This window comes from Brevundimonas mediterranea (genome assembly GCF_014196125.1).
GTDB classification, from domain to species: Bacteria; Pseudomonadota; Alphaproteobacteria; order Caulobacterales; family Caulobacteraceae; genus Brevundimonas; species Brevundimonas mediterranea.
Genome location: NZ_JACIDA010000002.1, coordinates 936,790 through 951,572 on the forward strand (window position 1 = coordinate 936,790; position 14,783 = coordinate 951,572).

Sequence of the window (14,783 nt, forward strand, 5' to 3'; positions counted from 1 at the left end):
GGGGCGCGAGAACCATGCTTGCACGCATCATCGCCCTGTCGATCCGCTTCCGATGGGCGGTCATGGGGCTCGTCCTCCTGGCCTGCGCCATCGGCGTCTGGAGCTTCCAGCGCCTGCCGATCGACGCCACTCCGGACATCACCAACGTCCAGATTCAGATCAACACCGAAGCCCCCGGCTATTCGCCGCTGGAGGCCGAACAGCGCATCACCTTCCCCGTCGAGACCGCCGTCGCAGGCGTTCCGGGCCTTCAATACACCCGCTCGGTTTCGCGATACGGGTTGAGCCAGGTGACCGTCATCTTCGACGACGGCACCGACATCTATTTCGCACGCCAACTGGTGAATGAGCGCCTCCAAAGCGCCCTCGGTCAGCTTCCCCCCGGCGTCACCCCTGAACTTGGCCCTATCGCCACCGGCCTCGGGGAGATCTTCATGTATACGGTCGAGGCCGAGCCGGGTGCACGACGTCCCGACGGCCAGCCCTATACGACCGAAGACCTGCGCACGCTTCAGGACTGGGTCATCCGGCCCCAGCTTCGCAACACGCGCGGTGTCACCGAGGTCAACACCGTCGGCGGCTACGAGCGTCAGTATCACGTCACACCCGATCCGCAGCGGCTGGCGGCCTACGGGGTGACCATGGCCGAGGTGGTCGAAGCGCTGGACAACAACAACGCCAACGTCGGCGCGGGCTATGTCGAGCGCTTCGGCGAACAGTATCTGATCCGGGTGCCGGGGCAGGCTTCGACGAGTGAAGACCTGGGCAACATCGTGATCGCCACGCGTGGGGGCGTTCCGATCCGCATCCTGGACGTCGCCGACATCGGAATGGGCCAGGAACTTCGCACCGGCGCCGCGACCGAGAACGGCAAGGAGACGGTCCTTGCGACGGTTCTCATGCTGGCTGGCGAGAACAGCCGTATCGTCGCCCAGGCCGCCGCCGCCAGCCTGCAGGAAGCCGCCAAGGCCCTGCCGCCCGGTGTCGTCGCCACGCCGGTCTACGACCGCACCGAACTGGTGGAACGCGCCATCCACACCGTCGAAAAGAACCTCGTCGAGGGCGCCCTGCTGGTCATCGTCGTGCTGTTCCTGCTGCTCGGCAACATCCGCGCGGCCCTGATCACGGCGGCGGTCATTCCCGTCACCATGCTGATGACCATCACCGGCATGGTGCGGACCGGAACCTCCGGCAATCTGATGAGCCTCGGCGCGCTCGACTTCGGCCTGATCGTGGACGGCGCCGTCATCATCGTCGAGAACTGCCTCAGGCGCTACGGCGAGGCCCAGCATCGCCTGGGTCGTATCCTGACCCGCGAGGAACGGTTCGATCTGGCGGCGACCGCCTCCAGCGAGGTAATCCGGCCCTCGCTATTCGGGGTCATGATCATCACCCTGGTCTATGTCCCCATCTTCGCCCTGACCGGGGTGGAGGGGAAGACCTTCCACCCGATGGCGATCACCGTCGTCATCGCCCTGACGGCAGCGCTCCTGCTGTCCCTGACCTTCGTACCCGCCGCCGTCGCCATGTTCGTCACCGGCAAGGTCGAGGAGAAGGACAGCTTCCTGATGCGCTGGGCCCGGGTGGGTTATCAGCCGGCGCTCGACTTCGCGCTCAGGACCCGCAGCCTGATGATCGGCATTGCGGTCGTGCTGGTGCTGCTCGCCGGGTTCGGGGCGTCGCGGATGGGCTCGGAGTTCGTGCCCAATCTCGACGAAGGCGACATCGCCATGCACGCCCTGCGCATCCCGGGCACCAGCCTGACCCAGGCCGTGCAGATGCAGACTGCGTTGGAAGCCCGCATCGCCCGCTTCCCCGAGGTGGAGCGGGTCGTGGCCAAGATCGGCACCGCCGAGGTCGCCACCGATCCGGTGCCGCCCTCGGTCGCCGACACCTTCATCATGCTGAAGGACAGGAAGGATTGGCCGAACCCTCGCAAGTCTCGCGGCGACCTCGTCGCCGAGATGGAAGAGGCCGTGAATGAGATTCCCGGCAGCAAATACGAGTTCACCCAGCCGATCCAGATGCGGTTCAACGAACTGCTGAGCGGGGTGCGGGCCGACGTCGCCATCAAGGTCTATGGCGACGATCTCGACGAACTGCTGCGCCTCGGCGCCGAGATCGAAGCCATCGTGGCCTCGGTGGACGGGGCCGCCGATCCCCAGACCGAACAGATCACCGGCCTGCCGGTGCTCCAGATCACACCCAACCGACCCGCCATGGCGCGCCTTGGCCTGAGCATCGAAGACGTCCAGTCGGTTATCTCCACCTCGATGGGCGGCACGACCGCCGGGCAAATCTTCGAGGGTGACCGTCGTTTCGACGTCGTTGTCCGCCTGCCCGAGCGTCTGCGCGCCGACACCAACGCCATCGGTCGTCTCCAGGTCCCGCTCCCGGCGGGCGAAGGACAGCCGCGTCAGTTCGTGCCCCTGAATGAGGTCGCCACGATCGAACTCACAAAGGGTCCGAACCAGATCAGCCGAGAGAACGGCAAACGCCGCATCGTGACCACGGCCAATGTCCGCGACCGCGACCTGGGTTCGTTCATCCGCGAGGTTCAGGACCGGGTCGATGCTGAGGTCGCCATACCGGCCGGCTATTGGGTCACCTATGGCGGAACGTTCGAGCAGTTGATCTCGGCCGCCAAACGATTGCAACTCGTGGTTCCCGCGGTGTTGCTGCTGATCTTCGGCCTGCTGTTCGCCTTGTTCCGCTCGGTCAAGGACTCGGCCATCGTTTTCTCCGGCGTGCCTCTGGCCCTGACCGGAGGGGTGGCCGCCCTGATGCTGCGTGGGCTGCCTCTGTCGATCTCGGCGGGGGTCGGATTCATCGCCCTGTCCGGGGTCGCCGTGCTCAACGGTGTCGTCATGGTCACCTTCATCCGCAGCCTGATCGCCGAAGGGAAGCCTCTTGGCGAGGCAATCCGGGAGGGGGCGCTGACCCGTCTTCGCCCGGTGCTGATGACGGCGCTCGTCGCCAGCCTCGGCTTCGTGCCCATGGCCTTGAACGTCGGAGCCGGCGCCGAGGTCCAGCGCCCGCTGGCCACGGTCGTCATCGGCGGGATCATCTCCTCGACCCTGCTGACCCTGCTCGTGCTCCCCGCCCTCTACAGCCTCGTCCACGGCCGCCCGTCTTCGCCGAACGGCGTCAGACGGTCGTGGCGTGAGCGGCTTCCCTTCGCATACTCCCGGAGGACTTCATGAACCCGCGTCTCCAGCGCGCGACCGCCTGGTTGCGAACGCCCATCGGCCTGCTGAGCGCAGGCCTGTTGGTGCTCTTCCTCAACGGCCTGTTCACCGCCACCCTGGCGCACGGGGTGGCGGCAGGGGACAAGGGCTACATCCAGGAGACGTCCGGCATCGTCTTCTGGCCCTTCGTCTATCTGGGGGCCAAGCACATGGTCACCGGTTACGACCATCTGCTGTTCCTGTTCGGGGTGATCTTCTACCTCTACCGCCTCAAGGATATCAGCCTCTACGTCACCATGTTCGCCGTCGGGCATTCGACGACCCTGCTGCTGGGCGTGATGCTGAACGTCAACGTCTCCAGTTATCTGATCGACGCCATCATCGGCCTGTCCGTCGTCTACAAGGCGCTCGACAACATGGGGGCCTACCGACGCTGGTTCGGTGTCCAGCCGGACGCCAGGGCCGCGACCCTGGCGTTCGGTCTGTTCCACGGCCTGGGTCTGGCGACCAAACTGCAGGACTTCCAGCTGTCTTCAGACGGCCTCTTGGTCAACCTGATCGCCTTCAACATCGGCGTGGAGATCGGCCAGCTTCTGGCGCTCGGAGCCATCCTGATCGCCATGGGATTCTGGCGCCGGACCGCCAGCTTCGGGCGCCACGCCTATCTGGCCAACGTCATCCTCATGATCCTCGGTTTCATCCTGACGGGCTATCAGCTCGTCGGCTTCTTCGTCGCCTGACGGGAGACCTTCCATGCAAAATCTCAATCAACCCGATCCCGCCGAACTGCCGTCGACGGCCAAGCTGCTCAAGTCTACCGGCGTCGCCGTCGTCATCGCCTCGGCCCTGCTGGTCACCGTGGTCCTTCCAGCCGAGTACGGCGTCGATCCTACCCGCATCGGCTCGGTCTTCGGGCTGACCGAGATGGGCCGGATCAAGCGCCAACTCGCCGTTGAAGCTGCGGCTGAAGCGGCCTCAACGGCGGCGGTCATTACATCCACGAGGACCGCGCCTGCCTTGCCGGCAGCCGCACCAGTGGGCTCACCAGACACCGCAACTCAGGAGCCGGCCAGGTCTGCCAAGACCGAAGCCGTCCCGCCAGCGGTCACGACCCAGACGGCAGCCGCAGCTACGACAACCAATGGCGCATCGGCGGGTCGCAGCCATCGCACGTCCCTGACCCTTGAGCCTGACGAGGGGGCCGAGATCAAAATGGCCATGGGGGACGGCGCGAAGGCGAACTTCACCTGGTCCACCAGTGGCCCGGCGGTGAACTATGACACCCATGGTGACGGCCAAGGGATCACCTATCACGGCTATAGCAAGGGAACCTCCGCCCGCGAGACGGGGGTGCTAACGGCCGCTTTCGCGGGTCATCACGGCTGGTTCTGGCGTAACCGCAGCGGCGAGCGTGTCACCATCACGCTTCAAACCTCGGGCGACTACGAGAGCGTCGATTTCGTCGACTGAGGCTTACGGTCGGATGTCTCCCGCCTTGGGCTCACTCCTTCGTCGTCGGCCATCGCGGGTGGCGCTCGTCGATGACGAAGGGATGGCTGTGCAACGCCTCTCCGGATTGACCGTCCAGATGCGGATCGTCTTCGGCCGGTGCGTCATGCCGATGCGGCAGGTCCGTCGGGTCGTTCGCAGGCCAGACTACAAATCCTAGGACCGTTCCGAACGCGCACAGGGCGGCCAGCACCAGAAAGGCCGCGCTGGGGTCCGCAGCCGCGCTGACCAGACCGGCGACCGGATAGGCGATCAGCCAGGCGGCGTGGGACAGGGCGAACTGCGCCGCGAACAGGGCCGGACGATCCTGTGCGTTGGAAGACCGACGCAAGGCGCGACCCGCCGGTGTGAGGGTCAGCGAATAGCCGACGCCCATGACGGCCCAGAGGATGAGCAGGGCGACATAGGTGGTCGCCAGCACCGATCCCCCAAGCAGCACCAGGGTCATGATCGCGGCGCCCCACAACATGGCGGTCCGGTCTGCGACCCGGTCCAGCAGGCGAGGCAGGGCGATCGCCGCCGCCATCGACCCCGCCCCGAAAGCCGCTAGCGCCCAGGCGGCGGCTTGGCCGGACATGGCGAAGCGGGACTGCACCAGGACGACCGTGTTGACGAACACCATGGCCCCGCCGGCGGCCTCGGCGATGCTGATGGCGATCAGACCGCGCAGACGTGGCGTCAAAGCGAACAGGCGAACCCCGCCCGTGAGCCGCTGGATGAAGGGTTTCTGAGCCGTCTGCGTCAGTACCGGCAGTGCAGCCGTGACGACGAAAAGGGCCGAGATAACGAAGCCGAGGGACGTCCCGGCGAACAGATTGTTGTAGCTCATGAAGGCGAGGAGCACGGCCGCCAGCACGGGACTGGCCACGCTCTCGAGATCGGCCGCGAGGCGCGAGAGCGACAGGGCCTTGGTGTATTCCGCCTCGTCAGGCAGCAGGTCGGGGATCATCGCCTGGAACGCCGGGGTGAAGGCCGCCGAGGCGACGTACAGCACCGTCATCAGGGCATAGACCTCCCAGGCCTCGCCAACGAACGGCAAGGCGCCGGCGACACAGGCCCGGACGACATCCAGCGAGACCAGCAGGGCCTTGCGGGGAAGCCTGGCCGCCAGGGCGCTCGCGAAGGGCGCGACGCCGATATAGGCGATCATCTTGATGGCCAGGGCCATCCCCAAGACTTCGCCGGCATTGGCCCCGGCCAGATCATGCGCCAGCAGACCCAGCGCCACCGTCGCCATGCCCGTGCCGAGCAGGGCCGCGACCTGAGCCGTAAACAGGTGCCGATAACCGGCATGTCGGAGCGGGGAAAACATCGAAGATCATCCTGCGGGTCGAGCCAGGGGGCTAGCCTTATCCCCTCCGGGGGGATAGCATCTTGCTATGGCCCACGTCGTCCATAAATCCCATCCCGAGATCGTCAATCGGCTCAAACGCGCCGAGGGACATCTGCGGAAAACCATCGCCATGATCGAGGGCGGCCGCACCTGCCTCGACCTCGCCCAGCAGCTTCACGCAATCGAGAAGGCCGTGGCGGCGGCCAAGAAGGCCCTGATCCACGATCACATCGACCATTGCCTCGCCCATGCGGCGGAGGGCGATCCGGCTGAGGCGCGGCAGGCCATGGCCGAGTTCAAAGACATCACCAAATACCTGTGAGACGCCGATGACTCCGTTTGCGGACCTGCTCGCGCAGGGCTCGGCCCATGCCTGGCTGTTCATTCCCTCGGCCCTCCTTCTCGGGGCGCTTCACGGTCTTGAGCCGGGGCATTCCAAGACCATGATGGCGGCCTTCATCGTCGCCGTGCGCGGGACGGTCTGGCAGGCGGTATTGCTCGGGCTTTCGGCGACCTTGTCGCACACGGCCATCGTCTGGGCGATCGCCCTGACCGGTCTTTACTTCGGTCAGTTCTTCGACATCGAAGCCTCGGAGGGCTGGTTCCAACTGGCCTCGGCCGTGATCATCCTCGGTGTCGCCGCATGGATGCTGTTGGCCACATGGCGCGAGCAGAACGCCGTCCATAACGAGCATGATCATGACCACACCCACGACGAGACGCGCTGGATCGACACGGGCCATGGCGTCGTCAGCCTGAGTATCTTCGAGGACGGTATTCCGCCGCGCTTCCGGTTTGCCCCCGATCACGGTCCTGTCCCGAGGGCCGGCGACATCAAGGTCGCCACCACGCGCGCGGACGGCTCCGTCCAGACATTCCACTTCGAGACACGCGACGGCTATCTCGAATCGGCTGACGTCATTCCCGAACCCCACGCCTTCACGGCGCGGCTGGTTCTGGGCCACGGCGATCACACCCATGACTTCGACGTCGAGTTCGCCGAACACGATCACGAGCATGGTCATGACCACGGCGGCCTGGATGTCTCAAACCCCGGCCACCAGGACGCCCATGAACGCGCCCACGCCAACGACATCAAGAAACGGTTCGCCAACCGCAAGGTGACCACCTGGCAGATCATGCTCTTCGGCCTGACAGGCGGCCTGATCCCGTGCCCGGCCTCGATCACCGTCCTGCTGCTCTGCCTGCAGCTGAAGCAGGTGGCCTTGGGTGCGACCCTCGTCCTGTGCTTTTCGATCGGATTGGCGGCGACCATGGTCACCGTCGGTGTCGCAGCGGCGATCGGGATGCGGCATGCGGAGAAGCGCTGGTCGGGAGGTTTCGCGGCTTTTGCGCGGAAAGCGCCCTATTTTTCAGGCGGGCTGATCGCCATCGTCGGCCTGGTTCTCACCTGGCAGGCCGTCGTGGCCCTGGCCGGGTAGTTCCTTCATGACCGGCACGCCCTGTATCGATATCTGCACCTTCGACGGCCGCTCGGGTCAGTGCGAAGGATGTGGTCGGACGCGGCCGGAGATAGCGGGCTGGCGCAAGCTTAGTCCCTATCAGAAGAGAACCATCGAACGGGATCTGCCACGTCGTCTCGCCAGGCTTTCAGCCAACCTCACACCGAAACCGACGGTGTGAAAAGAGACGTGAGGCCGTGGCCATCGCTCCGGTCCACCTTGCGGGTTACGGCGTTTGAGACCCGACGACGTCTCATTCTGACCGGCGCTGGCGAGATAGCGGTCGAGAATGAACCGGTCGAGAGGCAGGCCAACCGCCCATCTTGGGGGCTGTTTCGTGCCTCATCCTCGAAGGATATGCTTCCGCTTCTGGCTGGGCTGCGAGTGATACCGGTTCTTATCTAGCTGTTTTATAAGCCTTTTCGGAACTATAGAGCGTTCGCGCGATTAGGGTTCGGGTCGCAGCCGATGCCGACCGGAGCGAACCTGATGCCTGCTTCCGCCAAAATTCTCTCCATCGCGACCGCAGACGCGCCGAATGTCATGACCCAGACGGACGTCGTCCGGGTCGCTCAGGCGCTGTTTAGAGACCGGTTTCCCGGAATCGACCGGATGCTGCCCGTGTTCGACACGGCGGGGATCAGGACGCGCCAATCGGCCATGCCCCTGGATTGGTATCTCACTCCACGGGGTTGGCCGGAACGGACCCAGGCCTATCTCGACATCGCGGTCGGCATGTTCGCCCGCGCCGCCGAAGCGGCTCTCGATCAAGCAGGCCTGAAGGGGTGCGATGTTGACGTGATCATCACGGTCTCGTCGACGGGCATCGCCACGCCCAGCCTTGAGGCCCGCGCCATGGCCCGGATGGGATTTCGCTCCGATGCAGCGCGGGTCCCGGTCTTCGGCCTCGGCTGCGCCGGCGGAGCGACGGGCCTCGCCCTTGCGGGAAGGCTGGCCCAGGCCTCGCCGGGGGCCGTGATCCTTGTGGTCGTGGTCGAGCTCTGCACCCTTTCATTCCGGATGGAGGATCTGACCAAGGCGGACATCGTTGCGACGGCGCTGTTCGGCGACGGGTCGGCCGCTTGTGTGGTTCGCTGCGGCGAGGCGGGCTTCGCCTCGATCGAGGCGGCGGGCGAACACACCTGGCCTGGAAGTCTGGACGTCATGGGCTGGCGCGTCGGCCCGACCGGTCTGGGCGTGATCTTCGACCGCGCCATTCCTCCGTTCGCCCGCGAAAACCTTCGACCGGCGATGGTCGGGATGCTCGAACGCCAGGGCCTGGAGCTTGAGGATGTTGATCGTTTCATCTGTCACCCGGGCGGAATGAAGGTCATCGACGCCCTGGAGAGATCCCTGTCCCTCGATCAGGGCAGTCTGGATCACGAACGGGAGGTTTTGGCCGACCACGGCAACATGTCCGCGCCCACTGTCCTCTATGTCCTCGACCGCGCGAGACGGCAGGGTCTGCCGAACCGGTCGGTCGTGACCGCCCTGGGGCCAGGTTTCACCCTGAGCACCGTGACCCTGAGGGCGGCGGCGTGATGTTGTCCATCGTCGTCCTCGCCCTGGTGACCGCGCAGCGGCTCGGGGAACTGGTTCTGGCCGAGTATAACACTCACCGTCTGCGCGCCCAGGGCGCCGTCGAGACGGGCGCGGACCACTACGTCTTCATCGTCCTCCTGCACGGGGCCTGGCTTCTGGGACTGTGGGCGTTCGCGTGGGACAGGCCGGTCAACCTTGCCCTGCTCGCCGTCTTCGTTCTGCTCCAGGCAGGCCGGGTCTGGGTGATCGCCACCCTCGGGTCCCGCTGGACGACCCGGATCATCACCTTGCCAGGCGCGCCGCTGGTCACTCGGGGGCCTTATCGCTTCGTCTCCCATCCCAACTATGTCGTGGTCGCCCTCGAGATCGCGGTCCTGCCGGTGGCCTTCGGACTGGTCGGCTATGCGATCGTGTTCAGCCTTCTCAACGCAGCGATGATGTGGGTGCGCATACGCAGCGAAGCCCGCGCTCTTTCGGCGGCAACCGCCGGAGCGCAGCCGGGATAGGAGACCGCTCGGGGCCTTCCTGTCGTGTCAGCAGGCGCGGGTCCTGCTCGGTGAGCTCGGCAACTCTGGTGCGACGCCCCCGTCCACCAGCCAAGCGGCTTTTTGGTTCTAGGCGGTCCAGCGAGTTCGCGGCGCCTGGCTCAGGGCAGTGTGAACACCGTCTGGATCCAGCCGCTCGTCTGGGCGTGTTCGATCAGCTCGAAGATCGGGATCGCTAACAGAAAGACCAGGCCATCCCTGAGGGTGACCAGAAAAAAGATGGGGCGGACTTCGAGGGTCTCGGCGTCCCGCCACTTCGAGACGTCTGGCCAGAAACGAGGCGTGCGATCGAGGTAGGCCGCATAGGGCGCTCCGAAGGCGTCGAGCAGCCAGGCCTCCTCGCTCTTCACGGTCGCCCAGAAGACCGCGACGGCGATCAGCAGAAACAGAACGGCCAAAACGATGCTGCCCGTCTGGGCGCCGATCCCGAAGGCGCCGACGAAACTGAAGACATAGAGGGGATTTCGGGTGATGGAATAGGGTCCACGATCCACGATCTCGGCCTTCTTGCGCCCTCCGATATAGAGAGAGCACCAGCCCCGCCCGACGATGGCGACGCCGATCAGGATCAGGCCGACAGTCTCCAGGCCCTCGTGAAACGGCGTCTCACCCCTCAGGGTCCGGCTGAAGGCAGCCAGGATGACCACGGCGATGATCAGAACGAAAAGCACGACCTTGCGGATCAACTGCATGCGCTGAATGGCGGCGTTCTTGTCTTCCGACATGGTCAGATTCCGGGCAGTCGGCGCACATCAATCAGACGCCGGATAGTGGTGAAAGGGCGAGTCAATGGCGTCGGCATGTTTGCAAGGGCTTCGTGGGTCGGCCTGCCGCCTCGGGAAGAGACAGTCCAGCGAGGCTTTCGTTGAGATTGCGTTTGAAGGACGCCGTCGGTGTCGACCTGTCACCGTGGTGGGGGCGGCTCCTGCACCCACCGCCACAACGCGCCACGACGCGGTCGAAAAGGGGATGAGGCCGAGGTGCACCCCCGTCTCTCTCCGTGGCCGGCGATCCGGACGGACGACCACCAATCGGTTCAGCTCGCACCCTACCCTCGCAGAAAGAGGAGAGCTCAACCATCGTGCACCCCTGCGCCAGGGCGCGGCCTAAAGGTCACAAGCCGATAGAGATAGCCCAGGACAGCGAAGGCCAGAACCCCAGTGGTCAAAGGGTTCAACCAAGCCTCCACGCGATCGTAGTGGGCTTCAAGCCTATAACCCGCATACGCAAGGGTGAAGGTGAAGAGGGCGGTGCCGGCCGAGGTCCAGACCAGAAAGTCGGCAAGCGGCATCCGGGTCACGCCCGCCGGTATCGAGATGAATGTGCGAACCGTGGGCAGGAGGCGGCCGAGGAACACCGTCAGAGCCCCAAACCGCGTGAACAGACCGGCCATCCGATCGACCTCGTCCGGCGCCAGCGTCAACCAACGGCCGTGCGACGCAGACCAGCGTCGCAGCCGTTCCAGGCCGACCCGACGCCCGATCTCGTACCAAACCCAGGCGCCGAGAACCGCTCCGGCGGTCCCGGCGATGACCAGAAAAACGAAGTCGATGTCGCCTCGCGCGGCGGCGAACCCGGCGAGCGGCATGATCACCTCGGACGGCAACGGAGGGAAGATGTTCTCCGCGAACATCAGGACGGCGACGCCCAAAACACCGGTGGCGGCGATGATGCCGACGATCAGATCGAACATCTGGCTGCATCTATCACGAGTTTTGGGGGTGGAATCCTGTACCGACAGAGCCAGACCCAGGACAGAACCCGTCTGACCCAAGCGGGCGCGAATCCATGGATCTGCGCCGATGTGGATGCGTCGCCGATCGACGGATCGTCGCGCCTGCAAACAAGCACGGCGTTGGGGGCAATCGTAGTGGCGCCGAAGGGCAAGCGGCATTCTCTCGTGGTCTGCCACCGTTCTAGGTCGCGCAGTTTACGCTTAGTCTGACGGGCGGGTTAATTCGGGACGGCAATAGCGGCGTCGGACTGGCGACCGACCCTGCATCGTGATCATGTGGCCGACATGAACCCTGGCGTCGTGTCATGAAGGTGCTGGTCGTTGAGGACGACGAACGCACGGCGGGCTTCATCGCCCGGGGCCTGGCCGAGACCGGCCACACGGTCGACGTCGCCCGCTCGGGCAATGAGGGCGTCCAGATGGGCATGGCCGGGGCCTACGATGTTCTCGTCATGGATCGGATGTTGCCGGGGTTGAACGGGCTCGACGCCATTGCCCTTTTGCGCAGCGAAGGGGTCGCTGCCCCGGTCCTCGTCCTGACCGCTCTCGGCTCGGTCGAGGACCGTGTCGCAGGTCTCGAAGGCGGGGCCGACGACTATCTGGTCAAACCGTTCGCCTTCAGCGAGTTGCTCGCGCGCCTGAATGCCCTGGTGCGTCGGCCACCGTTGTCCGGGCTGAGCGAGACGATCGCCCTCGCAGATCTGGTCATCGACACCCGTCGCCGCCGGGTGATCCGCGCTGGCAAACGGATCGAACTTACCCCGCAGGAATACAAGTTGCTGGAGTTCCTAGCGCGGCGCATCGGCGAGACCGTCACCCGGACCATGCTGCTGGAGAGCCTGTGGGGATTCCATTTTGATCCCCGAACCAATATCGTCGATGCCCATGTCAGCCGCTTGCGCTCCAAGGTCGATCGAGGCTTCGACGTGGAGTTGATCCGGACGTTGCGCGGCGTTGGCTATGTCCTTGACGAACCGGAGTAGGGGCCCGGCCGGTCTGTGGCAGACCACCAGCGTTCGTCTGGCCCTTCTCTTCGCGCTTGTTTTCGGTCTCGGGACCGGACTGCTGTTGTTGGTGCTCGATATCGCTGTCGGTCGCTTCGCCGAGGAGACAGCCCGCGATGCGCTGCGCGACCAGGTCTCTGTGCTGATCGCGGATGCCAATGCCGAGGGCGGCGCAGCCCTCGTGGCGTCGCTTCGCGAACATGTCTCGGGCGGCCAGCCCGAACGGTTCAGCTATCTGGTCGTCACCCCCGGCGGCGATCGGCTGAGCGCCGGACTTCCGGACGCGGTCGAACGCATCAAAGGCGTAGCGAGCATCCATCTGCCTGTGGACGCCAAGGAAGACGACGTCGAAAGTGACCGGATCGAAGTCATCGTGCTGACCGCGCGCGCGCGGGACGGCACCTTCATCGCCGTGGGACGCGATACCTACGCCCTGGCCGAACTGCGCCAGTGGCTGCATCGCCTGGCGCTCTGGGGCGGGGTCGCTCTCGTGCTTCTGGCCTTGTTGTGCGGCATCGCCGCCGGCGCCGTGCTCTTGCGGCGCTTGAAGAGCGTCACAGAAGCCGCCGAACGGGTGATGAGCGGCGACCTCTCCGAGCGTCTGCCGTCACTGGGCATCGGGCTCGAGTTCGACGATCTCGCCGACACCTTGAACGCGATGCTCGAACGGCTCGAGGCCGCCATGGAAGCGTTGAGGCAGGTTTCCTCGGATGTCGCCCACGATCTGCGCACCCCGCTGACCAGGCTGCGCAACACGCTCGAGGACGCCCAAAGCGCGGAGGAAACAGAGCGCGACGAACTGATTACAGAGGCGGTTCTGGAGACCGACCGATTGCTTGAGATCTTCGGAGCCCTGCTGAGACTGGCCCAAATCGAGGGCGGCGCTAGTCGGCGGTTCACCGACGTCGATCTTGCCGCCGTGGCCGCCGATGTGGTCGACGCCTACCTTCCGGCGGCGGATCAGGCGGGCTGGAGCCTGACCCTGATCGTCAGTCAAGACGTCCGCGTGAATGGCGATCCGACCATGCTCGCCCAGGTGATCGCCAGTCTCGTCGACAACGCGCTGACCCATGGCGCGCCGGGACAGACGCTACGGGTCCTGGTCGCACGGGCAGGTGCTGACGCCGAGCTCTCGGTCGAAGACGATGGCCCGGGTGCACCAGCCGAAGAGTTGAAGCACCTGACCCGACGCTTTTACAGGCTTGACCGCAGCCGCCATACCGATGGATCTGGCCTGGGGCTGTCCATGGTCGCCGCCATCGCATCCTTGCATGGCGGTACGCTGTCCATCACCAACCGCCTCCCCGGCCTTGCCGTCGCCTTGCGGATTCCTCTCTCGCCGTCGTGAGACGAGCACTAGGGCCGCGGTCGATTTTCTGACGGCCATCGTACCAGTCGCCGCCGCTCCGCGACCGTCGCACGAGGACATGCTTAGTGACAGCGAACGCCGACCGGGACGTTCGTCAGCAACGAAGCGAGCGCATTTATGCGCGGGGCGATGGCCCCTGATCGCTCCCAGGATGTCGACCAGCCTTTTGAGGGAGGAGGAGGATGAGGGCGAGGATGGCGACGGTCAGAACCGCTGACGCCAACGGGCGGCTGAATGCCAATCCACCGTGATCCAGAGGCTTGTCTAGAAAATCTCCGACCACCGCGCCGAGCGGCCGGGTGAGGATAAAGGCGGCCCAGAAGAGCAGGACGCGATTGACGCGGGTCCACAAGGCCAGCCCAGCGACCAGTACCAGCAGGGCGCCGAAAACACCCGCCGCCCCGACATAGCCGAGGCCGCCCGTATCGGCTGTCCAGTCGCCGAGCGCCGTGCCCAACGTCTGGGACAGGGTGATCGTGATCCAGTAGAAGAGCTCGGCCTTGGGGGTCGCGATGTGATCAGACGAAATCGAACCCAACGAAAGCCGCCAGAGCGCCAGCGAAGTCAGGACAGCGGCCAGTAACAGGGCCGAACCGCCCGTGTAGCCGATCCCCAGCGACCGTGTGGCGAAGTCCGCCAGGGTCGTCCCTGCCGTCGTGGAGGCGATGATCGTCGCCCAGTAGAGGAACGGGTGGAAGCGTTTGGCTCTGACCTGAGCCCAGACCAGGGCGACCAGCACCGTGAGAAAAATCCCGGTGCCGGCAAGATATCCAAGCTTCATGGACATGCTGACGGTGTCGCCGCCGGTCTCGCCCAGGGTCGTGGCCAGGATTTTGATCAGCCAGAACCCGACCGTGACGGCTGGGACCTTGCTGATCGCTGATTTGCTGTCGAAATTCTGCATTATCGGCCTTCATGAGTGGCTTGGTCGGCAGGGCGTTTAGACCCGGCATCCGCCGCCCCCCGGTGCTCTCGATCAAAGCCCTAGGCGGCTTTTAACGCTCCGCTTGGACCGCTGCCGGCAGGGCTAGACCGGGTGGAAACACCTCGCCTCAGCTTACGCTTCAGGCGGGGTCGGGGTCCAATGACTGGATC

At 65.2% G+C, this 14,783-nt stretch carries 14 protein-coding genes; 10 read left to right on the forward strand and 4 right to left on the reverse strand.

Translation table 11 applies throughout. The features are described from left to right. Window positions 1-14 precede the first annotated feature (14 nt). Genes GGR11_RS13320 through GGR11_RS13330 form a run of 3 tightly spaced genes read left to right on the forward strand, consistent with a single transcriptional unit; the run spans window position 15 to window position 4,658 of the window. Entirely contained in the window at window positions 15-3,203 is a 3,189-nt protein-coding gene (locus tag GGR11_RS13320) for an efflux RND transporter permease subunit (protein ID WP_035308111.1), read from the forward strand. After that, the gene (locus tag GGR11_RS13325) at window positions 3,200-3,928 is read left to right on the forward strand and encodes a HupE/UreJ family protein (protein WP_035308114.1); all 729 of its coding nucleotides are present in this window, start codon (window positions 3,200-3,202) and stop codon (window positions 3,926-3,928) included. The genes GGR11_RS13320 and GGR11_RS13325 overlap by 4 nt, the downstream gene beginning before the upstream one ends. 13 nt (window positions 3,929-3,941) lie before the next feature. Beyond that, window positions 3,942-4,658 carry a hypothetical protein gene (locus tag GGR11_RS13330; RefSeq protein ID WP_035308115.1) on the forward strand — a complete coding sequence of 239 codons (717 nt, stop codon included), beginning with the start codon at window positions 3,942-3,944 and terminating at the stop codon, window positions 4,656-4,658. A gap of 31 nt (window positions 4,659-4,689) precedes the next feature. Here the strand turns inward: GGR11_RS13330 and GGR11_RS13335 are convergent, their stop codons facing one another. Then, entirely contained in the window at window positions 4,690-6,009 is a 1,320-nt protein-coding gene (locus GGR11_RS13335; protein WP_088582497.1) for an MFS transporter, read from the reverse strand. 67 nt (window positions 6,010-6,076) lie between these two features. Here GGR11_RS13335 and GGR11_RS13340 point away from each other — a divergent pair, with 67 nt between their 5' ends. The 5 genes from GGR11_RS13340 (at window position 6,077) to GGR11_RS13360 (ending at window position 9,541) form a co-directional block, all read left to right on the forward strand. Beyond that, the gene (locus GGR11_RS13340) at window positions 6,077-6,352 is read left to right on the forward strand and encodes a metal-sensing transcriptional repressor (protein ID WP_088582496.1); all 276 of its coding nucleotides are present in this window, start codon (window positions 6,077-6,079) and stop codon (window positions 6,350-6,352) included. Window positions 6,353-6,359: 7 nt separating this feature from the next. Continuing rightward, complete coding sequence (locus GGR11_RS13345; RefSeq protein ID WP_183197654.1) at window positions 6,360-7,472, forward strand: nickel/cobalt efflux transporter; 1,113 nt, start codon at window positions 6,360-6,362, stop codon at window positions 7,470-7,472. A gap of 7 nt (window positions 7,473-7,479) precedes the next feature. Beyond that, complete coding sequence (locus GGR11_RS13350; protein WP_135194134.1) at window positions 7,480-7,674, forward strand: DUF1289 domain-containing protein; 195 nt, start codon at window positions 7,480-7,482, stop codon at window positions 7,672-7,674. A gap of 308 nt (window positions 7,675-7,982) precedes the next feature. Further along, window positions 7,983-9,035 carry a type III polyketide synthase gene (locus tag GGR11_RS13355; protein ID WP_183197656.1) on the forward strand — a complete coding sequence of 351 codons (1,053 nt, stop codon included), beginning with the start codon at window positions 7,983-7,985 and terminating at the stop codon, window positions 9,033-9,035. Further along, window positions 9,035-9,541: an isoprenylcysteine carboxyl methyltransferase family protein gene (locus tag GGR11_RS13360; RefSeq protein ID WP_221205266.1), complete on the forward strand. Its 507-nt coding sequence runs from the start codon at window positions 9,035-9,037 to the stop codon at window positions 9,539-9,541. The genes GGR11_RS13355 and GGR11_RS13360 overlap by 1 nt, the downstream gene beginning before the upstream one ends. Before the next feature lie 140 nt (window positions 9,542-9,681). Here the strand turns inward: GGR11_RS13360 and GGR11_RS13365 are convergent, their stop codons facing one another. Together GGR11_RS13365 and GGR11_RS13370 are read right to left on the reverse strand one after the other, a co-directional pair. Next, on the reverse strand, window positions 9,682-10,305 hold the full coding sequence (locus tag GGR11_RS13365) for a methyltransferase family protein (protein WP_183197660.1): 624 nt from the start codon (window positions 10,303-10,305) through the stop codon (window positions 9,682-9,684). Window positions 10,306-10,652: 347 nt separating this feature from the next. Beyond that, entirely contained in the window at window positions 10,653-11,273 is a 621-nt protein-coding gene (locus GGR11_RS13370; RefSeq protein WP_183197662.1) for a DedA family protein, read from the reverse strand. Window positions 11,274-11,620: 347 nt separating this feature from the next. On the opposite strand from GGR11_RS13370, the gene GGR11_RS13375 reads away from it, so the two are divergent. Together GGR11_RS13375 and GGR11_RS13380 are read left to right on the forward strand one after the other, a co-directional pair. After that, window positions 11,621-12,298, forward strand: a complete 678-nt coding sequence (locus GGR11_RS13375; RefSeq protein WP_183197663.1) for a winged helix-turn-helix domain-containing protein — start codon at window positions 11,621-11,623, stop codon at window positions 12,296-12,298. Then, the gene (locus tag GGR11_RS13380; RefSeq protein WP_183197665.1) at window positions 12,276-13,667 is read left to right on the forward strand and encodes a sensor histidine kinase; all 1,392 of its coding nucleotides are present in this window, start codon (window positions 12,276-12,278) and stop codon (window positions 13,665-13,667) included. The genes GGR11_RS13375 and GGR11_RS13380 overlap by 23 nt, the downstream gene beginning before the upstream one ends. A gap of 136 nt (window positions 13,668-13,803) precedes the next feature. Here the strand turns inward: GGR11_RS13380 and GGR11_RS13385 are convergent, their stop codons facing one another. Beyond that, complete coding sequence (locus GGR11_RS13385) at window positions 13,804-14,592, reverse strand: COG4705 family protein (protein WP_183197667.1); 789 nt, start codon at window positions 14,590-14,592, stop codon at window positions 13,804-13,806. Window positions 14,593-14,783: the final 191 nt, after the last annotated feature.